A 21,574-nucleotide genomic window follows, 5' to 3' on the forward strand; every position below is an offset into this window, starting at 1 on the left:
AAATCATCATTTGCGTTTCTCCTTGAATAAAGTTCTTCAAATTATCTTGCAACGGGAGACCAGTCGGAAGTGGGCTCACTTTCGTGACCAGACACAAGTCTGTATCTGCATCGTTACAATGCAGCCTTTGCTTTTTCCAACCTCCTATACCTGCACCGCTATCGGCCATATCGGCTTTCCCAAAGGGAGCAATACAGGCTTACCGTGTTCCGTATGTCGCGCAATGTCAGGGTAGATGCCCGCTATAGTGCGAAGAGTTATATTGACCACGAAAGAGCATGGGGCAATCTCTTTCCAACTCTCATTGCCTTTTGGCCACAGCGTATAAACCACTTCCGCTGTTTCATCGTATAACGCACCTTACGCGGATTTACATATGTTCATCATACTGACTACCTAGCACTCACCCAATTTGTGGTTATCAGGAGGATCGTTCTCTCACGATTCAGATCCCGATTGGTCTATAACCAATCTTCATTACATTGTCAGAGCCGCTACTTTATTCAGGCTCCTAGGTTCATCTGGTGATACAGATGGTTCACTCAAAAGCGGTGAACAGCGCTTCATACGACCTCACGTCGCACGCCCCATTCCTTGTTAGAAAAATCCAATTTAAACTTTGCTCGAACATCGTTATTGATAGTTTATGAAAGCACCATTTTGAGGGTAATCTATCCACGCTTAACATCATAAAACTTTTACGAAGGGGTACTGGATAATTATATCTAATTGAATTAGATGGTTTTTGTTAAAATATCAACGCTACATAACGAGTTTGTATTATTATGGATTATCTAAATTCTCGCTTTTTCCTAGACTAATAGATGATTGATTAGTGAAAAACAAGCTGATAAGTTACTAAAATTATTAATAATTAAAATGTTCATGCGAATGAGATATTGAAAAGCATCTCAGGATGTTTATCGGAATTCTCTCTAAACGCCGTTAGGGTTACTTGGAGATTTGGTGGAAAATTTAAAGGCGAAGCTCATCGAATTAGAAGAGCATTTATTTAAGGCTGAGACCAGAGCTTCATACGGCGAATTGGATGAACTAATTGCGGATGAGTTCACTGAAATTGGTGGTTCTGGAATTCGATTTGGAAAAAAAGAAGCTCTGGAGCGTCTGCCAGCAGAATTGCCTCCTAAGATCAGTGCAACTGAATATGAATTGAGACATTTAGCGCCAAATTGTGCCCAGTTACTTTATAAAGCTGTAATGGTAAAAGGTGGTGAGACAACCGCTATTTACTCATTACGATGTTCAATATGGTCACTGATAAATGGGAGGTGGCAAATGATCTTCCATCAGGGCACCTTATATAAAGCATTTGAGTAGTTACCCTAACAAGTACATTAATTACACTCCCTACCGTCGAGCGGCTTATTGCGGCGTTACCCATAGAAAATTTAACCCGAAAGTCACGAATTAGAATGAATAATCTAACTCGGAATTGTCCATAAATAAGCTAGATAACTTCTAAAGTAATGTCCAACTTTCGTTAGCCAATACAGTTTCTTCTTGGTCTGGTATGGACTAAGCGCCACAACGGTCATGGCTATGTGCAAGACCTAATAGGTTTAATATAACCCGATTTGTCTTCACCGATCTCTAACACGTTAACGTCTTCCATAAAGGTAAAAAACTCATCATTCTCATTAAGTTTTATAAACACGTTTAATTCATTATTTTTAACAGAAAACTGACTATTTTTACATACAGACTCGACACTAAGATTAAAGCTTCCTCCGCCATCGCTATTGTTCATTCTGTATTTCTTTACAAGCTCCTGCCCTCGAAGCATTTTTAACGTATCATCTTGACTCAATTGCAAAATATAAAACTTACTGTCCCGATTTATTTCTTGTGTTAACTCATTAGGTAATACGTATTGAGTATTCAATTTTACAAAATACTCGTCCTCAAAATTATAGTTTGGGTCATTCGTTGTAAATTCAAACTTAATCACTATATCGTTATTACTAACCACGATTCCATTAGGGGCTTGAACCGCGACAACTATCTCACTTGGTTCAAGTTCTAGCGGATTGACACTCATCATTTTATACATTGTTGTTAGTGGAATACTGCTGCATCCAGAAACAGCACAAATCATCATTAAAAATATAAAAACAAATCTACGTTTCATAATCCGTTAATACCTTACTAAAAATTAATAGTACTGAAATCCATTTTATTAGTTTGATAATCACAACTAAACCTCTAATAGTTATACTCATTTATTTATGTTGTGTCACGTTCAACAGCAATGTATATCACACCACAGTTATTGTTTTAATTCATAAATGCATTATTCAACTCTGAACTTGAGGCCGTTGAAGAAAATAGCGTGAGCTGGCCATGGACGGCCAGCTCGCTTTCGAGGGGAAGGGACGCCCCATCGGAAGCGTTAGCATTTTCGAATAAAGCCGAAGCCATCTACAAATGCCGGTCAAAGTTAAATCTGACACCATGGCGACCTTTTCGCATCTATTGTCATTTCATTCATTGGAAAATGTTGCGGTGTGGCTGGGCCCATTCTTGAATTTAGTGGGGTCAGGGTAAACTTTTATAAAAACAGTTCAAAACTTGTCCCTTAAGCTAATTTCTGTCCAAAAACGAGCTAGTCACTGCTTTAAAATATCTAAATTCAGCTTTGAACTTGAGGCCGTTGAAGAAAATAGCGTGAGCTGGCCATGGATGGCCCGCTAGCTTTCGCGGTACAGGATGTACCATCGGAAGTGTTAGCATTTTCACTCTTTATTACAAGATGGGCCGAAGATGGTTACATTCGCTGTCAGAAGCTCGATAATTTCCGTCGCAATTTTTCGCTGCTGTTGTTTGGTTAAAAAGCGAAAATGTTGCCGGAACGGCAGGGGTGATCCAAGAGGGGATTGCTGTTGATCCCCTTTTGGCCCGTGCAGGGTGGGCCCGTGCAGGGTGGAACCTTGCGATGTTAGTCTGGTGTGAGTGAAGCGCCACGACGTTAGTGGCCGCAGGCCATAAAGCCATATATAAAAACACCCAACGTCCCTATTCTACCGATTATCTGCCGTTGGTTTTTTCAGCAATTTGCGCTGCAAGGTTCTGCGGTGCATGCCCAGTTGGCGGGCAGTTTCTGATACGTTACCATTGTTGGTGGCGAGGACTTGTTGAATGTGTTCCCATTCGACCCGTTTGGGGTTAAGTGGTAGTTCTTCAATATCACCATAAGTCATTGTAGTGTCTGGTGTGACTAATAATGCATTTAATAAGGTTTGGGTGTCGACGGGTTTGGCGAGGTAATTGTCTGCGCCGAGACGGATGGCTTCTACCGCAGTCGCGATACTGGCAAAGCCTGTGAGCAATACCATGTGGACGTTGGGTAATAATTGTCTTAACGGTTTAATTAACGACAAACCATTATGTTCAGCCAGTTTCATGTCTAACACGATATGCGTTGGCACAAATTGCCTTGCCATTAATAAACTGTCGCTGGCGTGATGGCAGGTTTTACACTCAAAGCCATGTTTGCCAAGGCGGCGAGCTAAAATGGTCGCTAGGGCTAAATCGTCTTCTATAATCAATAGCTTGTTCATGATGTTCTCAATTCAGCTTGTATTTATTTCAACGTCTATTATTTCAACATCAGTTTATTTCAACGTCTGTTTACTTCGACTCGCGTCTATTCGTTTAAAATAGCGTCAACTCGTTTTTTATACGCTTAACGGCAACGTCACGATGGCTTCTGTGCCACATTCTGGGTGAGGTTTAAGGTATAACTTACCGCCTAAACGCTCGAAGCTGGTGTGACTTAATAATACCGCAATGCCCATCCCTTTGGGACTTTTCACCATGTTACTGCCTAAAGTTTGCAATACATGAGTCGCAATGCCGACACCGTAATCACGAATAGTCATACTCAGCTGATTAGGTTGTGACAAGCCAATATTGATATCTACGCAAGTCTGGTGTTGATTATCTTCACTGGCCTGAATGCCATTTTGAATTAACGCCATTAATGCAGGCAACAAGCTCATGTCGGTCATGACTATACGTGACTCAACTTGTGGTGCTATGGCGATATTCAGTTGTGCTTCTGGCATCAATAAACTTATCTGCTCGGTTAAGATTGCCACTAACTTATCGACCCGCTGTTGTGCTAGTTTTTGCTCCCGTATCGATTCTGTTGCTAACCGTAAGTCAACTAAGGTGACTTCGCAACGATTCAGTGCTTGCTGCATTTCGCTGATCAATTCCAGTTGTTCAGCATCATGATGGGTATCGACTAACTCATCGGTGAGTAAACGCAATGTGGCTAACGGCGTTGCCAATTGATGGGCCATTTGCGCTGATGCGGTGCCTAAGGCCAATATCTTTTCTTGGCGTAACTGGCCTTCTCGTAAATAGCGCAGCTCGGCATTTTTTTGTCTTATTCGTTTGGCAATAAAGCCCACCGTGACGGTTAACACTAATGCCGAAATAACAAAATTAAACCACATGCCTAAATAGTGCGAGCCCATGTCCATACTGTGACTTGCGGGCATAGCTTGATTTGCGGCCATTGCCTGGTTTGCTTGCATAACGTGGTCAATTGGTATTTGGCTCATATCATGATCCATTACCGAGCCGCTATTTTGTTCGGTGATATCAACAATCATCAAAGTATAAAATATCGTCGATACTATGGTTAAGCACCAAGGTGCCCATAGGGGTAAGGTAATAGCTGAAATCGCAATCGGTAATAACAGCAATGAAACAAAGGCATTGGTTGCTCCACCGGTAAAATATAACCAGGTAGCCCAGAACAAGGTGTCTAACAATAAGGTTAAAAACAACAAACCATTGTTGTTCATGCTGAGTCGATGAAATCGATAGCTAAAGCCAACATAACAGGCTTCAAAAATTAGCACGTAAGACAAGGTTACTGGAGGTGTTGTTAAGCCAAATAAGTCGGTAGCAAACAGAATAAGGCCGATTTTAAGGCCCCAATTGACTAATCGCAGTAAGGCTAATTGTTGCTGACTTGCATTAAAAGGCAGACTAACGTTCGACATGTAACCGTTTCCTCGTTCGGTAAAGCATCATAGGCCACTAAGCATTGTCCGATTAGCGTGGCCAGATATTAGACGTCAGCTCGATGGTGATGATTACACTGTACTCAATAAAATGCTGGTTTCACTATTGAGTACCCCTTCAATGGTGCGAACTTCCCTCAACACTTTATCAAATTCTTCTAAACTGGTGGCCCTAATATCGGCGACTAAATCCCAAGCGCCGTTAGTAGTATGCAATTTTTCGAGTTGCGGTATGCCCCTGAGTTTATTGATCACTTGGGTTGTTGAGCGCCCTACTACTTCAATCATCATAATGGCCCGCACCACATTAGATTCAATTTGTTCGTGTGCGCGAATGGTAAACCCTAAAATAGCGCCACTACTAACCAATCTGTCTAAACGGTTTTGCACCGTCCCGCGTGAAACTTGTAATACTTGCGCCAGCTTAGAAATTGATGCTCTGGCATCTTTACGCAGGATAGAAATAAGCTGTTTGTCGAGCGTATCATACAAATAAGGGTGGGCAGATTGATGTGGTGGTTGCATGGTGTTAAGACCTTATTTGGAGAATAATTGTCATTTTGTAATATACAGCCTAGCATTATGACAAATAATAGTTAAATTATTACAACATAATAGCATTTTGTTTAGCAAAGACACTCGATAAGCTTAATCACAGTCTTATTTAGCGTTTGGTCAACATGACCAAACGTGTCAACTAAAGTGATTAATATAATGAATATAGCCATCAATAAAAAGTCTTCAAATGTTGCCTTTGTCAGTGTCACAGCCATGTTAGCCTTACTCAAACATGTTGGCACTGAGGCGTTTCTATTAGGGTTAACAGACTATATTGAACAAGATTATCGTCGTTGGGAGTTATTTGATAAATCACCACGTTTTGCCAGCCACTCAACTGACGGCGTGATAGAGCTAATGCCAACCAGTGATCAACAACAATTTAGCTTTAAATACGTCAATGGCCACCCTAAAAATACCCATATCGGTTTGCAAACTGTCACCGCTTTTGGTGTGTTGTCTGATGTGGCCAGCGGTTATCCTGTTATGTTGTCTGAAATGACCATACTCACCGCACTTCGTACCGCTGCAACCTCCGCCATGATGGCTAAATACTTGGCCCCACGCGGCGCCACTACCTTAGCGATGATAGGTTGTGGAGCTCAATCTGAGTTCCAAATTTTGGCCTGTAAAGTGGTGTTAGGGATTACCAATGTCAGAATTTACGATATTGATCCAAGCGCAATGGCTAAATGCCAGCATAACCTGGCAGACCAGGGCATCACACTTACGTTATGTGATTCAGCTGAAAGTGTTATCGAAGGCGCTGATATGATCACTACTTGCACTGCCGATAAACGTAATGCGACTATTTTAACCAGCAAAATGGTGCGTGATGGAGTACACATCAATGCCATTGGCGGCGATTGCCCTGGTAAAACAGAACTTGAAGCAGACTTACTATTACGTGCCGATGTGTTTGTGGAATATGAACCACAAACCCGTATTGAAGGTGATATCCAGCAACTAGATGAAACGTTTGCCGTTACAGAGATGTATCACGTTATTCGCGGTGAGCAACAAGGTCGCACCCACGATTCACAACTGACTATTTTTGATGGTGTCGGCTTTGCAATTGAAGATTTTTCTGCATTACGATATGTACATGATTTAATTATGCAGCAACAAAGTCATCAGCAACTCGAGTTACTCACCAACCAAGAAAATCCACGGGATTTATTTGGTTTATTAACCCCAGCATCTCAAGCTAGTCGCTTGGCTGTAGGTGCATAATGGCCATTAACCCTCAAGCGCCATCTGCGGTGGTGATGATCCGTCCACATCATTTCAGTCCTAACCCTGAAACGTTGCCAGATAACAGCTATCAAAGCCATGAATTGGCCGAAGATGCTCTGCAGCTATCGCAACAAGCTTATGATCAAGTGACCCAAGCTCAGCAACTATTACAAACAGCAGGCATCACGGTGCACGTTTTTGAAGATACCACCACAGAAACACCAGACTCGGTATTTCCTAACAATTGGTTTTCAACCCATCTAGGTGGTCATGTTGCTATCTATCCTATGTATGCTAAAAATCGTCGTAAAGAACGCCGGACTGACATCATCGATATGCTCAAACAGCAATATCGAGTACAGGATGTTATTGATTATTCGGGCTTAGAATACGACAACATATATCTAGAAGGTACTGGTGCCATGGTTCTCGACCATGTTGAACGAGTGGCTTATGCGGTTCGATCCAAGCGTACCGATTCATTAGTGCTTGAGCGTTTTTGTACTCAATTTAATTACGAGCCAATGGTGTTTGATGCGCAAGATGAAGCTGGAGTACCGGTTTATCACACCAATGTATTGATGTGTATTGGCAGTGATTATGTCATGGCTGGGTTCGATATGATTAAAGACACTCAACGTCGTCAGCAAATTATTCAACGATTTGAAGACAGTGGCAGAGTGATTATTAACTTAACCGAAGATCAAATTCGTCATTTTTGTGGCAATGCACTTGAGTTACAATCAAAACAAGGCCGTTTTTTAGCATTATCACAACGTGCTTTTGATGCGTTAACACATGAGCAAATTGCGTTATTAACTCAAAGCGTGACTCTGCTACCATTAGATGTATCGGCTATAGAGATGGCTGGCGGTTCTGTTCGTTGTATGTTGGCAGGGATCCATTTATCGAAAAGATAAGCTTCGGCATCAACAAACTTTAAAAAGACTCTTAACAATAAACTCTAATAATAAAGAGAAGACTCAATAAAAGGAAGTTGCTAAATGATTAATGACATTATATCGCTCACCAACAATGTGTTGTGGGGCGAATACCAAGTGCTCATTTATATATTGGTATTTGCCGGTGTGTGGTTTTCATTGAAGTTAAGATTTATTCAACTTCGCCATTTTGGTTATATGTTTAAAGTAATGAAAGGCAGTACTCAAGGTGACAAATCGGGCATTAGCTCGTATCAAGCCTTGTGTACTGGTCTTTCTGCCCGTGTCGGTACTGGTAATTTAGCCGGTGTCGCCATGGCAATATCACTCGGTGGTAGCGGTGCGGTATTTTGGATGTGGGTTATCGCGCTACTGGGTATGGCGACCGGATTTGCCGAAAGCATTTTAGGTCAGCTATATAAAGTGCGAGACGATCATAAAGAATACCGCGGAGGACCCGCCTATTATATCCGCGCAGGACTGAATAAACCTTGGTTAGCGGTACTATTCGCATTATGTTTATTCCTGGGTTACGGCATTAGTTTCAGTGCCATGCAAGCCAACACCATCACCGACGCACTCAACCACACCTTCGAAATTTCACCCGTTTATTCTGGAGCGGTCATTACTTTAATTGCTGGCATTATTGTTATGGGAGGCCTTCGCAGCATTGCTCGTTTTGCCGAGTTCGTGGTGCCTTTTATGGGCTTAGCATTTATTTTGGCAGCGGTAACCGTCACCATTATTAATATCCAACAAGTCCCTGGGGTATTGATGGATATTATTAACTCTGCTTTTGGGTTAAATGAAGCAGCAGCTGGTGCGCTCGGTGCTGCGATTAAAAATGGTATTCAACGCGGGTTATATTCTAACGAAGCTGGCGCAGGCAGTGTGCCCCATGCAGCAGCGGGTGCCACACCGGTTCCCAATCACCCTGTTGCGCAAGGTTACGTGCAAATGCTTGGGGTGTTTATTGACACTATGGTGTTGTGTAGTTGTACCGCCATTGTGATTCTTCTGGCTCAAGGCAGTATTGGCAGTGACATGGAAGGTATTCGTATCACTCAAAACGCCATGACCTACCATATGGGCATAAGCGGCGATATGTTTGTTGCCATCATTATTACCCTATTCTCTTTTACGTCTGTAGTAGCAAACTACGCCTACGCCGAAAGTAACTTGCATCTGTTTAAACTCGATAACATCTATGGCCGCACCATTTACACACTATTGTATTTAGGCATGGTGTATTGGGGAGCCAACGCCTCATTAAAAGAAGTGTGGAACATGGCCGACATGGCGTTAGGTTTAATGACGGTAGTGAACATCAGTGCCATTATGCTGTTAACCCCGACCATCGTAAATTTAACCCGTGATTATCAAGTTAAACTTAAAACCACTAACAAGCCTGAGTTCAAACTGGCCGATGTAGAAATACAAGGTAAAACCGAAAAAGGGGTTTGGTCTTAGCCTTTAATCAGCGCATTTTTATAATGGATTTAACTTCAGTGTAAATTGAGCGCTTAGTTTTGAAAGCGGAATTGAATACATTAGTTCAATTCCGCTTTATCGTTAATAACGGCTCATTATAGCCGTACTAATATAACGCCAATATCAAAATGCCACCATTACATCATTACTAGTACAACGCTAATGTCACAACACCAATATCACAACACCACTCATGCTTATCCACTGCATTTATCCGTCAATTTTGTAATTCAAATAACCTCTCGTGAATGCAGTTTTGTTGTTTAAACGACATTATTTGCTCAATTAGGAATCGTTCATATCAAATCCATAATTAAGCATAATCAGCAACAATGGCCATTATGGTTAAAAAATTGCCAAAAGATACTGGCCTTATCTCATAGGGTTAACGTAAAATAGCCAACTAACCAAAGAGGATGTAATGGCTAATATCTCTAAATTTGATCGCGATGACGTACTTGAAAGAGCAAAAAATCTGTTTTGGCAGAAAGGTTTTTTGGCCACATCAACGCGAGAAATTCAAACAACTATGGACATGCGACCAGGCAGTATTTATGCCGCATTTGGTAGTAAAGCTGATTTATATCAAGCGACACTTATTCGTTATGCTCAAACGGGCGAACGTAATTTAAATAATATGTTACAACAACATGATCGTGCATGGGTTGGATTAACACATTATCTACGTGGGCTGATTAAACCATGCTGTGAAGGTTCACCCAGTGAATTGTGCATGTTAGTAAGGACGTTATCTGAATTAGATGAATCTCATCTAGATACATTAAACGTTGCCCGTGAGCAGCTCAACAAATTTGAACAACGATTTGCCAGTATTATTGACCAAGCCAAACTTGAAGGCGACTTACCTGCCCATTTAGACAGTCAACTCACGGCGAAGAAAATTCAAATCAACATTATTGGTTTGCGATCTTATTTAAAAGCAACCAATGACGTTGACACAGTGAGACAACAGCAAGAAGAGTTTTTTAAACAACTTGCTACTGCTTAAACACAAAAAAGCGCCTTATTGAGGCGCTTTTTTAATTCACGTTTTAACTCACATTTTAGTTAATGCCAGAATATCATGCTAACTATCGACTTCATGAGTAGATCGTCGCATCTCAAATTCAAATTCAAATAATAACAGCACTAACCATCGCAAATTGTATCAACACGGTTCAGTATCGTACAGATTACTTACGTGTCGCTCTTAACATCCACGCCGTTTTCTCGTGTATCCGCATACGGTCAGACACTAAGGCTACCGTTGACTCATCATCAGCAGCTTGTGCTAACTTAAGCACTTGTCGCGATGTTTTAACGACTTGCTCATGGCCTAGGGTAAGTAAGTCAACCATATCAGTAGAACTCGGCACACCTTCTACTTCTTTAATAGAACTCAGGCGCGCAAACTCTTTATACGTTCCCGGTGCGGCCACATCCAAGGTACGAATACGTTCGGCAATATCATCGACCGCTGTCGCAAGTTCAGTGTAATGTTCTTCAAACATTAAGTGTAATTCGCGAAAATGTACCCCGGTAACATTCCAATGGAAATTATGGGTTTGCAAATAAAGCGTGTAAGAGTCAGCCAATAAACTTTTTAAGCCTTCGGCAACTTTTAGTCGGTCATCTTTTTTTATACCAATATCGATGTCAGTCATTTTATTCCTCGTAAAGTAGAATTAATTAGTCATAACATTACAGCATTTGTATAAATGGTGATTACAAGCCAGCAAGATTAATAATAAACACCTCTACTATTAACATGTTGCTTACATTGTATCTCAGCGAGTATTTATCGTCGTTTTATTAAACCAATAAAAACACTCGCCGTTAAAACAAATATTACACCACTAATAAAACGGGTCTCAATTCAAATAAAGTGCATTTAGTAAAGCAAATGACTTAATTGAATGTCTACATAAATTAACGTCATAAACTCGCGTAAAATAAATCATTTCGAGTCAATCAATCGTGTTTTCGCTAACTCATCGTTAATGCTAGTGAGTATTTATACTAACATTACCACTTAATGGATCAACCGCTGGCCATTAAACTCTGTTAATAATTTTAGATTAATCTGCGTAACGAAACATTGAAGCGGAGCTCATATGGCTGCTCTACGCGGAAACAATACAAAATACATATATATGACCACCACAAGATTAATTAGCAACACAATCACACTGAGCAGGCTAAAGTGGCTCATCATTTCGTAAAGCTCAAAAGGTAAATAGATTGCGCCACTAAAAAGTGCAAACCATTGAGTCCAACGCATGTTATGCCATAAACCATAGGCTTCAATAAAGCGCACCAAAGTATATGCCGCTGCTCCTAATGCTAATAACGTCAGACTTGATTGCGATACCGATCCTATCGCTGCAATAAAAATACTCGGGTAATGACTTGCAGGGTTTAGGTGTAAATGCGTCACCCATTGTGTTGCCAACACCGACAAATTTGTACCAGCATACACATGTAAGCCTATTGCAACCAATAAAGCCAATACTCCTTTACTTGCTTCTAGCATCGCTATAGCTCGTACCCCTTTATCTGAAGGTATCATCTCTCGCGTTTCCAGTTTAAACAGATTGACCTATCTTAACGGCTGTTAATAACCACGCCTATGAATATTTTATCGATAAAAAAAAGCACTTCGGTTGAAGTGCTTAGTCAGCGGATTTCATCCAGTTTATGGTAGAGAATAACGTAAAATACGTTTAACCACTTGGCTATATTGACGTAAAAAAGGCCCTGTATGATAAGCAATCCCATGGCGGGCAAATATTGCCACCACTTGTGGCGCCACTTGCTGGTAGCGTGACGATGGTAAGTCTGGGAACAAATGATGTTCTATTTGAAAACTCAAGTGACCTGTAAATATATGAAACAATTTGCCACCGAGAATGTTTGACGACCCTAACGCCTGACGATAATACCATTGACCTTGAGATTCATTTTCACACTCTGCTTGGCTAAAGGTATGTACATCGGTGGTAAAATGGCCACAAAAGATAATGGTAGACGTCCATAGATTGCGAATTAGATTAGCCATTAAGTTACCACATATCACCCACAAAAATAGTGGACCTGCCAGCAGAGGAAATAGCAGGTAATCTTTGATTAGTTGCTTACCACCTTTACTAAAAAAGCGACGTTTGAGCTCACTAGCATCAACTTTTGATGATCGGTCTTGTTTCTTTTTACCCATAAAAACACGTTCTGCAGCGAGTTCATGGTAAGACACACCCCATTGAAATAGCATACTTAAATTAACGTAAGTAATAAATTGCCATAGGTTTTTAACCCGCCACGAAAAATCATTCGACAAACGCAGCAAACCATAACCAAAATCACGGTCCTTACCTATTACATTGGTGTAAGTGTGGTGTTCGTAATTATGGATCCGTTGCCAACTTTTACCATCACAGGCGATGTCCCAATCAAACTGACGCGAGTTAATATGAGGATCGTTCATCCAATCATATTGCCCATGCAGCACATTATGACCAATTTCCATATTGTCGAGAATTTTGGCGCTCGCTAAGCTCAACACCCCCACAACCCAGCATAGTGGATGGATAAACCCGAGCATCAATAACACACGACCGCCCCACTCTAAAGCGCGTTGCCACACAATCACTTTACGAATATAAGCAGCATCAGTGGCACCAACCTCGCTTAAAGTTTGGCGCTTTAAGTCATCTAACTCGTTAGCTAACAACTCAAAATTAATATTTTTATTCATCGATTTATAATTCCAACTCAAGTGGCGTCACTGCCTGAGAAATGCATAATTGGATCAATTGTTCACCTTGTTGCGATAGCTCACCGGTGCGTAAATTTCTAACCACGCCCGTTTTTTTCACACACTGGCATTGGTGACACACACCAATACGGCAGCCAAAATTGGCAGTTATTCCCTGTAGTTCTAAACCATTTAGCAAAGTATCGTTCGTTGCTAATATAAGTTGGGTTTGTTTGCCTCGCTGCGTTAACTGAATATGCTGGTGGCCGTTATCTGTTTGGGGCAATACCGGTGCTTGAAAGTACTCGGCTTGACGGTGTTGTGGCGGGTGATTAATGGCATCTAATTGGCAGTCAACATCTTGCTTAAACTTGCCGGGACCGCAGATCAACACTTGGCTCGCTGCTGGGCACTCCTGTAATGCAGCAGCTAAACTGTCGCCATTTTTACGCACCAACATTTTCACAGAGAGCTGAGGGATCTGTTGCGCTAAAGCAGTAAGTTCATCAACATATAAGTGCTCGCCGGCTTTAGCAAAATAGATGAGCTGAATCGGGCTTGATGATTGCAATACTGATCGTTCTATAGACAATGCCAATTGATGCAACATAGCCATAAACGGAGTAATACCACTGCCTGCAGCAACAAACCATAATGGGGTTTCAGGCAGGTCAACAACACTCTCACCTAGCACAAAATCACCTTGCGGCGCGCTTAAGTTAACATAACAACCAGCAGTGATATGCCGACTTAACCCTGAGGTAAAAGCGCCATCCGCGTTATGTTTAATGGTTAAGCGAATAACCCGTGTTTTGGGGTATTGAGCATGATGTTGTTCGGGCGACGACGAAATAGAGAAAGGCCGCGTCATTAACCGTCCATTTAGCTCAACCGTTAATAACACATGTTGGCCAGCTTTGGCTTGCGGCCAAGATTTTTGCGGGGCTAACTCAAGCTGTAATACATCATCGCGAAGCGGTTTAACTGACAAAACCTGGGCACGAAACCAGTGGGCTCGCCACGCAGGCTTAACACGTTGGATAAGCGGTTCGAAATAACTGCCTAATGATTCAGTATGAAATAAGGTTTTAGCAGTGACTTTGTTAAGTCGGGTCAATAAATTCATTTATAGCGTACACGTGTTAGCTCAATTTCAGCGCACGATTGTATGCTGAAATAACATCGAGGCGCAAGTGGCTGTTGACGCTATTTAACACATTATTAAAAAGGCGATTGAATGAGGCTTTAAATGACAACCCATTTCTAATAATAGAGATTATGACGATAAATAGTGGATATTGAGATGTTATCGAAATAGCAAATATAACGATTAAACACTCATGGGATAGCTTAACGGCGTGAGGTTTTAATTAAGCTTAACGGTTTTTGGCATCGAAATGACACTGGTGACATCGGTTTAATCGCCAGGACCAGATGATCTTTCAAGGTTGTTTTTGCAGCGAATTGTTGGTTATGACTTAAATAAAAGCAGATAACATAGTAGAAATGACCAACAAACGCTGTCCGAAGGGTTCGGCTAAAAAATTTTACTCTTTGTTGAGCTTAAAAGTGAACGCGAATAAGACCAATAACCAACGGAACCACAAACATAAATGATATGGTAATCAGCCCACCAAAGTTATTTAGCGCTGGTATATCGCCAATATTGTTAACGATATGCCATATAACACGCCTAAAAGAGTGCCGATGTGTTGTGGTGATTTTGTTGTCATATGATTAATGATTACTTTTGCTCTTGACCAAAGAGTCGTTCTACTTGTTTCTGCTCGTCTTCAGTTAACGAACCGTAATCTCTTGGGTATGACCAACCATAACCCCAGCGAAATTGGGTGGGTAAATATGGCGAGCCACCCACTCTTACACCGGCTAACATTAATAAAGCAATTTGCGGTTGGCCCACATTGGTAACACAGGCACGTAATGCTTTATCTGATGCGAGGCGTTCATCAAACGTGCCGCCCTTCCAATAGTCATAATCATGTTTTTGGCAACACGCTAACCATAATTCGCTTTGTTCAAACGTGCCATCTGGAAATGCGCTGCAACCATCACTAGTAAACGGTGCGAGTGTGTCCGCTACGACAGGATTAATTAACATCAATGCACTGGCGATAACGATGGCAGCATAATTTAGGCGGTAATTTTTCACGTTTTGCATCCAGCTTATCATTATTCAACTATCATGATGCCACAGCAACCATGACACTAATAGAAAACAAACGTTGCGTCGTGGTTAAATCCTCTGTTACATCAATGGTTAACTAATAATGAACCTAGACGAAAAGCCACACTAATAAACCATATTAATGTACCAAATGAGCAAACCATTTTTGGTACGGTTGATACACGTCGTAAAGCCAATTAAAGACTGCGGTATACACTAAAATAAAGCCTAAAACCCCAGCTTCTAATATTAAGGTGTCAATCAGACTTAATGCCAAATACCATGACACTAACGGAATCGTCACCAATAACATACCGCCTTCAAACCCCAACGCATGCACAATTCTAATGCCAATTTTACGCTCAACTCTATTTGGGCCGATTAACTTATCAAACTGCAGGTTGTAAACATAATTCCAAAGCATTGCAAATAGCGTCAACCCTATGCTGACAAGTAACATATCTAATGGATTTTTTTCAATTAATAATGCACTTGCAGGGACAATAATGGCCATGGCAACGAGCTCAAAAGACACGGCGTGAAACACTCTTTCTCTTCTTTGCATGTTTATCTCTATTTAATGGTGACGTTTTCGCTATTTTCATCCAATATAAAGATACATTAAAGTTAGTAAGTATCGGTAAAAACGATATGTATAGTATTGAACAGCTTGAAGCGTTTGTGCTGACAGTTAACACAGGGTCTTTTTCATCGGCGGCTAGAAGCCTTAATAAAGCCCAGTCGGTTGTCAGTCAGCATGTGATAAACCTTGAAATAGACTGCAATAGCGAGCTATTTGATCGCAGCGGACGTTACCCACAATTGACACCAGCAGGGAAAAAACTACTGCCCCATGCTCAAGTATTACTGAGCCAGCATCAACGCCTGCGTGATTGCGCCCAAAGCCTAGACCAACAAGCAGTATCAGAGCTAACGATTGGTTTAGATGAAGGCATCCCGCTGCAAAAACTGTCCAATATTATTAATGAACTCGAAACTCAATTTCCAACTATCACGCTTGAGTTTTTAACTGCATCAAGTATTGATATTATCGATATGATTGACACAGATCGGGCTGTGACCGGGATTATTTTCAGTGAGTTAACGATTCCGAATCACATTGATTTTGAATCAATCGGGTCAATTAAGTTTGATATGTATGTGGCAAGTTCTCACCCTTTAGCACAACAGGTGTGTGATAATTTAGCCAATTTAAAATTGCACCGCCAACTGTTGATCCGTTCGCGAAATACTAAATCCAGTAGCTTTCAGTCAGCCATTAGCCCAGATGCTTGGTACGCCGACAATTACTATATTTTGCTAGAACTGGCATTGCAGGGCCATGGTTGGTGTTTACTGCCCAATCATATTGCCAATAACTATGTTAATAGCGGTCAACTAGTTTTGTTACCGTCTGAATTTAAAGAGATTGGCTGGCAAGCGAATGTTGATGTTATACAGCACCATCGTTACAGTCACGAACCGGTATTTAAACAACTCAGGCATTCATTACGCCAATTATTGTCGTATTCAGCATGTTGATGAAACACTTATCAAAATTGTTATTTGAATCCACAATAACCTCGTAGTTAATGACATTAAACGAGAAACCTAATATGCAACAGCATCAAAAACCTCTGTTTATTTCACACGGCTCTCCTATGATGGCTGTTGAAAACAGCAAAACATCTCGATTTTTACAACAATTAGGCCAGCAACGGCCTACACCTAAAGCTATTGTAGTGTTTTCTGCCCACCTCGATGTCGCTGACGATGTGGTGATCACCGCCGGGGCGCAACCTGAAACCGTTCATGATTTCTATCGTTTTCCTGATGAACTGTATCAAATTCACTACCCTGCGCCAGGAGAGCCTGTACTGGCTCAGCAAATTGCCAACACGTTTACTAACGCTGGCATCAAGGTGAATTTAGACCCAACACATGGCTGGGATCATGGTGTATGGATCCCATTGAGATTAATGTATCCACAAGCAAACATTCCTATCGTACAAATATCCATTAACACCCGTGTTGGCGCTGAAAAAAATTATCAATATGGACAATTACTTGCGTCGTTAAAACACGATAATATTCTCATCTTAGGTTCGGGTGGAATAAGCCATAATTTAGGTGAAATATTTCGTCAGCCTAAAACACCAAATGGCGTTGATATGATGAATCAATTCACCAAATGGGTTGAAGAAAAGCTAGCAAATAATGATACCCAATCGTTGTTAAACTACTTACAGCTCGCACCGTTTGCTAAGTTTAATCATCCGACTCAGGAACATTTTTTACCGCTTATTGCTGTTTTAGGGGCGAGCGAAGCAAGTGTTGCCAAAAAAATACATCAAGACGTTGAGTATGAATTGTTAGCACTCGATGCTTATTCATTTAATTAAACACGATGTGTTAAGTAATAGGGATAGAGTAAAATATTTAAGCTCATGTATTAGTAGAATTAGTCATAAATTTTGAATAAAAAACGCGCAGTTACATGCCGATAATTCAAACACAATGGACGTCGTTGGTAATTCATCATAAACTGAGTTTATGTTTATATTTCATTGTCGTTACATTTATAAGCACTCGCTAAGTATTTTTTTTGGTAAAATATTGATCTTCATTAAGTTATCACGCTTATATTGCAGCACTATATACGCTATATTATTAAAAATGTCGTACTATAGCAGTACTATAACTGTACTTTGACTCGCATCGCTCATACGTTGAAAATAGCCCCAAGGAACCGATTTATGCTGATTGAACATGACATTACTGACGTTTGTGTTGGAATGTATGTAGTCGAAATAACCGAACCCAAAGATACTTTTTCGCTCACTAAACCTGGTGTGCTTAAAAGCGAAAAGGTTATTGAAGCATTAAAACGTAAATCGGTTACCAAACTACTCATTGATACCAGTAAAGCTGAAGTTGATGTCGCAACAATTGAGCAAAATATCAGTTGGCCTAAGCCTCAAGCGCCCCGAAAAGTGACGCCTGTACGCACCGATGTGAAAGCAAATTTCTTTAATCAAGAAATAGTTAGAGCGCGCCAAGTGTTCAATGAATCAAAAGACATTCAGAAAAAGCTGTTTCATAATGCGCAGCACGGTCTTCCGTTAGACATGGATCCGGTACAAAAGATCACCTCAGAATCCACCGATTTAATTTTTAATAATCCCAATGCCCTATCATGTGTGATAAATATTCGTAATAAAGATGAATATTTATTAGAACACTCTGTGTCTGTCTCTGTTTTGATGACCATGTTTGCCGTCTATAAAAAAATCGACAAAGACATAGTTAATCAACTGGCTATTGGCGCATTTTTACATGATGTTGGGAAAATCATGATCCCCGATCGGATTTTAAACAAACCAGACAAACTGACCGATGAAGAGTTTCATATTATGAAAACTCATGCCAGTTACTCGATTGAAATTATGAAGAATACCCCAGGCATCAGCCAACTAAGTTTAGAAGTGGCAAGCTTACATCATGAAAAACTCAATGGATTGGGTTATCCATTTGGCGTACCAGCAGAAAAAATTACCCTTTATGGGCGAATGATCAGCATATGCGATATTTTTGATGCGCTGACTTCGCACCGCTGTTACAAGCAGGGTTATGCCCAAGTTAAATCGTTCAGTATTTTGCGCGCGTTAGCTGAAAAAAATGAATTGGATAAAGACTTAGTCGACCAGTTTATTCGTTGTATGGGAGTTTACCCTATCGGTTCAGTGGTTCAACTTGAGTCAAATAGACTCGCTATTGTTGAAGGTCATAACCCAAAAGACCCTATCCGACCATTAGTCAGACCTTTCTATCATTTAAAACCAGACCGCTTTGAAGTAGGAAACAAAATTGATTTAGCGACTGTCACTGATGACTTAATTGTTAAATGTGTACGTGCTGATGATTTTAATCTGAACATGGAACAAATTATTGAGTATTTAGCGCACGAAGGCTAATCCACTCCCGCTTTTTAATTGATTGTTTTATGTACTAAGCTAAGGCGAATATTAAGCGTGTTGCGCCTTTGGCGGACTTTTCACATCTGGGTGTTTCAATTTGATTAAATGTGAGCTATTACGGTTAAATTCCTTAATATCAAAAACTTAATCAATAGCTGTTATTTGGATTTAGACATAATTTTAAGTCCAAATAAATACCGCGTAACGTTAAATGGCCGTATCAACCAATAACATAGCAATGCACACACTATAAAAGCACTCAATAATAAACTTACCGATTTAATTGCGATTGAAGCTTGCCACTGCACAATATAAAACGCCAACATCACAATCACAGTTTGATGCAAAATATAAAACGGGTAGATCAATTCGTTGGTTTGATGCAGCCATGTTGGCGTATTTTTAATATGAGCAATCGCAAAACCTGCCATGGTTAATAACCCAGACCAAGACACTAGCGTACAAACTAACCACCATAATTGCCATCGTGTGGTAAGTGACAAATACGGGCTTAAATCAGGTGAGTAATAGTAGCCATAAAACAGGATTGAACTCACGAACAAACTGGCTAAATAAGTGTATCGATGTTCAGCTAACGCGCGCCAAATAAGCTCGCTTTTGACAAAGCACATGCCTGCAATGAAGAAAAACAAATAAAACACACTCAATGACAGGTTTTCGATATGGTGACTGTCTGATGGCGAAACATATTTGAGCGCACCACGTAATACGATTAACACTAAAACTAAACTGAGCAACCCAAAACGATGACGGCTTATTCGTTCAAGCCAATGTTGTAACTTAATACCGGTCTGGCGTGTTAACAAATACCTAAGTGGCACCGCAAGCAGCATAAAGATAACTAAAAATTCAATAAACCATAAATGATTACTATCAAACGACAACATCAACTCACCATACGCCGATGCTAAAGAGCTATATTCAGTAATGTTCTCATAATAATGTTGTGGCGGCACAATCAATATCATTCCCACCAGCAAAGGGATAAAAAGCCGATGAAACTTACTCGAGAGAAATTGGCGAACGGGCATTTTTTGCAGTAACAAAAAACTGGCTGCACCCGCGATAAAAAACAATGTTTGCAGTCTGAGTTGTTCAAAATACACCATGATATCGTCAAGCACTTTGCTCGATTCATTATTCATCACATGCCAGTCGTCACCATTAAATGGCATCAATACATGGTGTAAAAAAACTGCAAAAATCAGTACCACCCGCAACCAATCAAGTTCTGAATAACGCCTGTTTTGTGGTAAAACCTCATCCATAGTCAATGCCTTCCTCTGGCCTGTTAGTATAAAATGTTGAGTATCTAGCTGGGTTAAGTGCAATGTTCCATCTCACTTAAACTTCATCAATTAAACTTCATCAATTAAACTTCACCAATTAAACTTCATTACTTAAGCTGCACTTCTTAAACTCTATCATTCAAGCTCTATTAATTAAGCCATACTTTTGGCAATTTTAGCTTTGTTGTGTAATGCCAACGCGACAAAAGCATCTACAGTAGCACGATCATTAGCACGCTTTACATGTAGCTGAGTGGGTATAGCTTTATGTGCATCAGTGAAAGGTAAAAAATGACAACCTTGACTGTATAATTTACGAATACAATAAGGCGCAATAGCAACACCTAGACCAGCAGCCACCTCAGTTAACAAGGTCTGCATATGTTTAGGTTGGCTAATAATATTGGCCGAAAATCCTGCTTGTTTACACAGCATAATAGTATCGTCAAACAAACCTACTGCTTCGTCACGGTTAAAGATGATCAACTTTTGCTGTTGTAATTGACCCAATTCTATTTGGCTATATTCAGCCAGGGGATGGTGTTGTCCCACAACGGCCACCAACTTGTCGATGTAAATATCACTACTGTTAAATTCATCAATAATCCCGCTGGGTAATGGCCGCGAAAACCCAACATCTATGCGGTTATCTTTAAATGCTTCAATTTGTTCTGTCGCGGTCATTTCAAATAACGTGACATGCACATCAGGATATTGCTGCGAATAGCGGCGAACTAAATCTGCCATAAAAGTCAAACATGCTGAACTTAAATGAGCGATATTAAGCTCGCCTATCTGCCCCTGCTGTGCTCGTTTTACCTGACTTTTTGCGTTGTCTGCCAATGCAATAATCTGTTTCGCATCGTGCAGCAGTTGCTCTCCCGCGTTAGTGATTTTTACCTGGCGCGAATTGCGGATAAACAGCATAACTCCTAGCTCTTCTTCCAACATGGCAATATGACGGCTAATCGCCGGCTGTACCGTATTGAGATCACGCGCCGCGCCAGAAAAGCTGTGGTGTGACGCTACGCTAATAAAGCTTTTCAATGTTTTTATATCCACAATCAC

At 40.7% G+C, this 21,574-nt stretch carries 20 protein-coding genes; 8 read left to right on the plus strand and 12 right to left on the minus strand.

Going from position 1 to position 21,574, the window contains the following annotated elements; translation table 11 throughout:
• The first annotated feature begins 966 nt into the window (after nt 1–966).
• Entirely contained in the window at nt 967–1,338 is a 372-nt protein-coding gene (locus H5125_RS12360; RefSeq protein ID WP_162023006.1) for a DUF4440 domain-containing protein, read from the plus strand.
• Nucleotides 1,339–1,558: 220 nt separating this feature from the next.
• Here the strand turns inward: H5125_RS12360 and H5125_RS12365 are convergent, their stop codons facing one another.
• The 4 genes from H5125_RS12365 to H5125_RS12380 all read right to left on the minus strand — a co-directional run bounded on the left by H5125_RS12365 (nt 1,559) and on the right by H5125_RS12380 (nt 5,582).
• Nucleotides 1,559–2,149 carry a hypothetical protein gene (locus tag H5125_RS12365; protein WP_182744366.1) on the minus strand — a complete coding sequence of 197 codons (591 nt, stop codon included), beginning with the start codon at nt 2,147–2,149 and terminating at the stop codon, nt 1,559–1,561.
• An 889-nt stretch (nt 2,150–3,038) separates the two neighbouring features.
• Nucleotides 3,039–3,578: a response regulator transcription factor gene (locus H5125_RS12370; protein WP_182744367.1), complete on the minus strand. Its 540-nt coding sequence runs from the start codon at nt 3,576–3,578 to the stop codon at nt 3,039–3,041.
• 117 nt (nt 3,579–3,695) lie between these two features.
• On the minus strand, nt 3,696–5,036 hold the full coding sequence (locus H5125_RS12375) for a HAMP domain-containing sensor histidine kinase (protein ID WP_182744368.1): 1,341 nt from the start codon (nt 5,034–5,036) through the stop codon (nt 3,696–3,698).
• Between the two features lie 93 nt (nt 5,037–5,129).
• Nucleotides 5,130–5,582 (minus strand): Lrp/AsnC family transcriptional regulator, encoded by a 453-nt coding sequence (locus H5125_RS12380; RefSeq protein WP_101088433.1) that lies wholly within the window; start codon nt 5,580–5,582, stop codon nt 5,130–5,132.
• 189 nt (nt 5,583–5,771) lie between these two features.
• Between H5125_RS12380 and H5125_RS12385 the strand changes: the two genes are divergently transcribed.
• The 4 genes from H5125_RS12385 to H5125_RS12400 all read left to right on the plus strand — a co-directional run bounded on the left by H5125_RS12385 (nt 5,772) and on the right by H5125_RS12400 (nt 10,292).
• On the plus strand, nt 5,772–6,848 hold the full coding sequence (locus H5125_RS12385) for an ornithine cyclodeaminase (RefSeq protein ID WP_162023003.1): 1,077 nt from the start codon (nt 5,772–5,774) through the stop codon (nt 6,846–6,848).
• Complete coding sequence (gene ctlX / locus H5125_RS12390; protein WP_162023002.1) at nt 6,848–7,771, plus strand: citrulline utilization hydrolase CtlX; 924 nt, start codon at nt 6,848–6,850, stop codon at nt 7,769–7,771. Before H5125_RS12385 ends, ctlX begins: the two co-directional genes overlap by 1 nt.
• An 84-nt stretch (nt 7,772–7,855) precedes the next feature.
• Nucleotides 7,856–9,262, plus strand: a complete 1,407-nt coding sequence (locus H5125_RS12395; protein ID WP_182744369.1) for a sodium:alanine symporter family protein — start codon at nt 7,856–7,858, stop codon at nt 9,260–9,262.
• A gap of 442 nt (nt 9,263–9,704) precedes the next feature.
• Nucleotides 9,705–10,292, plus strand: a complete 588-nt coding sequence (locus H5125_RS12400; protein ID WP_182744370.1) for a TetR/AcrR family transcriptional regulator — start codon at nt 9,705–9,707, stop codon at nt 10,290–10,292.
• Nucleotides 10,293–10,476: 184 nt separating this feature from the next.
• Here H5125_RS12400 and H5125_RS12405 read toward each other — a convergent pair whose 3' ends face one another.
• The 6 genes from H5125_RS12405 to H5125_RS12430 form a co-directional block, all read right to left on the minus strand.
• Nucleotides 10,477–10,947: a Dps family protein gene (locus H5125_RS12405; protein ID WP_101088438.1), complete on the minus strand. Its 471-nt coding sequence runs from the start codon at nt 10,945–10,947 to the stop codon at nt 10,477–10,479.
• Nucleotides 10,948–11,393: 446 nt separating this feature from the next.
• Nucleotides 11,394–11,852, minus strand: coding sequence for a DUF2127 domain-containing protein (locus H5125_RS12410; RefSeq protein WP_101088439.1), 459 nt, complete (start codon nt 11,850–11,852; stop codon nt 11,394–11,396).
• Between the two features lie 126 nt (nt 11,853–11,978).
• Complete coding sequence (locus H5125_RS12415; protein ID WP_182744371.1) at nt 11,979–13,034, minus strand: acyl-CoA desaturase; 1,056 nt, start codon at nt 13,032–13,034, stop codon at nt 11,979–11,981.
• A gap of 4 nt (nt 13,035–13,038) precedes the next feature.
• Nucleotides 13,039–14,160, minus strand: coding sequence for a flavin reductase family protein (locus H5125_RS12420; RefSeq protein ID WP_182744372.1), 1,122 nt, complete (start codon nt 14,158–14,160; stop codon nt 13,039–13,041).
• Nucleotides 14,161–14,778: 618 nt separating this feature from the next.
• Nucleotides 14,779–15,213: a hypothetical protein gene (locus H5125_RS12425; protein WP_409085819.1), complete on the minus strand. Its 435-nt coding sequence runs from the start codon at nt 15,211–15,213 to the stop codon at nt 14,779–14,781.
• 145 nt (nt 15,214–15,358) lie between these two features.
• Nucleotides 15,359–15,784: a PACE efflux transporter gene (locus tag H5125_RS12430; protein WP_162022997.1), complete on the minus strand. Its 426-nt coding sequence runs from the start codon at nt 15,782–15,784 to the stop codon at nt 15,359–15,361.
• 86 nt (nt 15,785–15,870) lie between these two features.
• On the opposite strand from H5125_RS12430, the gene H5125_RS12435 reads away from it, so the two are divergent.
• The 3 genes from H5125_RS12435 to H5125_RS12445 all read left to right on the plus strand — a co-directional run bounded on the left by H5125_RS12435 (nt 15,871) and on the right by H5125_RS12445 (nt 19,193).
• On the plus strand, nt 15,871–16,761 hold the full coding sequence (locus H5125_RS12435; protein WP_162022996.1) for a LysR family transcriptional regulator: 891 nt from the start codon (nt 15,871–15,873) through the stop codon (nt 16,759–16,761).
• A gap of 74 nt (nt 16,762–16,835) precedes the next feature.
• Entirely contained in the window at nt 16,836–17,621 is a 786-nt protein-coding gene (locus H5125_RS12440) for a class III extradiol ring-cleavage dioxygenase (protein WP_182744373.1), read from the plus strand.
• Nucleotides 17,622–17,975: 354 nt separating this feature from the next.
• Nucleotides 17,976–19,193, plus strand: a complete 1,218-nt coding sequence (locus H5125_RS12445; protein WP_101088445.1) for an HD-GYP domain-containing protein — start codon at nt 17,976–17,978, stop codon at nt 19,191–19,193.
• 161 nt (nt 19,194–19,354) lie between these two features.
• Here the strand turns inward: H5125_RS12445 and H5125_RS12450 are convergent, their stop codons facing one another.
• A complete protein-coding gene (locus H5125_RS12450) occupies nt 19,355–20,485 on the minus strand; it encodes an acyltransferase (protein ID WP_182744374.1) in 1,131 nt (376 codons plus the stop codon).
• A 174-nt stretch (nt 20,486–20,659) separates the two neighbouring features.
• A complete protein-coding gene (locus H5125_RS12455) occupies nt 20,660–21,568 on the minus strand; it encodes a LysR family transcriptional regulator (RefSeq protein WP_182744375.1) in 909 nt (302 codons plus the stop codon).
• Between the last annotated feature and the right edge of the window lie 6 nt (nt 21,569–21,574).

This window comes from Shewanella sp. SR44-4 (assembly GCF_014163715.1).
In the GTDB taxonomy this organism is placed as follows: Bacteria; Pseudomonadota; Gammaproteobacteria; order Enterobacterales; family Shewanellaceae; genus Shewanella.

Excerpts from the sequence above, each read along its gene's own strand:
- H5125_RS12440 (WP_182744373.1), top strand. The coding sequence starts at position 16,836 with ATGCAACAGCATCAAAAACCTCTGTTTATTTCACACGGCTCTCCTATG.
- H5125_RS12435 (WP_162022996.1), top strand. The coding sequence starts at position 15,871 with ATGTATAGTATTGAACAGCTTGAAGCGTTTGTGCTGACAGTTAACACA.
- H5125_RS12445 (WP_101088445.1), top strand. The coding sequence starts at position 17,976 with ATGCTGATTGAACATGACATTACTGACGTTTGTGTTGGAATGTATGTA.
- H5125_RS12380 (WP_101088433.1), bottom strand. The coding sequence starts at position 5,582 with ATGCAACCACCACATCAATCTGCCCACCCTTATTTGTATGATACGCTC.
- H5125_RS12375 (WP_182744368.1), bottom strand. The coding sequence starts at position 5,036 with ATGTCGAACGTTAGTCTGCCTTTTAATGCAAGTCAGCAACAATTAGCC.
- H5125_RS12385 (WP_162023003.1), top strand. The coding sequence starts at position 5,772 with ATGAATATAGCCATCAATAAAAAGTCTTCAAATGTTGCCTTTGTCAGT.
- ctlX (WP_162023002.1), top strand. The coding sequence starts at position 6,848 with ATGGCCATTAACCCTCAAGCGCCATCTGCGGTGGTGATGATCCGTCCA.
- H5125_RS12450 (WP_182744374.1), bottom strand. The coding sequence starts at position 20,485 with ATGGATGAGGTTTTACCACAAAACAGGCGTTATTCAGAACTTGATTGG.
- H5125_RS12400 (WP_182744370.1), top strand. The coding sequence starts at position 9,705 with ATGGCTAATATCTCTAAATTTGATCGCGATGACGTACTTGAAAGAGCA.
- H5125_RS12365 (WP_182744366.1), bottom strand. The coding sequence starts at position 2,149 with ATGAAACGTAGATTTGTTTTTATATTTTTAATGATGATTTGTGCTGTT.
- H5125_RS12430 (WP_162022997.1), bottom strand. The coding sequence starts at position 15,784 with ATGCAAAGAAGAGAAAGAGTGTTTCACGCCGTGTCTTTTGAGCTCGTT.
- H5125_RS12395 (WP_182744369.1), top strand. The coding sequence starts at position 7,856 with ATGATTAATGACATTATATCGCTCACCAACAATGTGTTGTGGGGCGAA.
- H5125_RS12405 (WP_101088438.1), bottom strand. The coding sequence starts at position 10,947 with ATGACTGACATCGATATTGGTATAAAAAAAGATGACCGACTAAAAGTT.
- H5125_RS12410 (WP_101088439.1), bottom strand. The coding sequence starts at position 11,852 with ATGATACCTTCAGATAAAGGGGTACGAGCTATAGCGATGCTAGAAGCA.
- H5125_RS12415 (WP_182744371.1), bottom strand. The coding sequence starts at position 13,034 with ATGAATAAAAATATTAATTTTGAGTTGTTAGCTAACGAGTTAGATGAC.
- H5125_RS12420 (WP_182744372.1), bottom strand. The coding sequence starts at position 14,160 with ATGAATTTATTGACCCGACTTAACAAAGTCACTGCTAAAACCTTATTT.
- H5125_RS12425 (WP_409085819.1), bottom strand. The coding sequence starts at position 15,213 with ATGCAAAACGTGAAAAATTACCGCCTAAATTATGCTGCCATCGTTATC.
- H5125_RS12370 (WP_182744367.1), bottom strand. The coding sequence starts at position 3,578 with ATGAACAAGCTATTGATTATAGAAGACGATTTAGCCCTAGCGACCATT.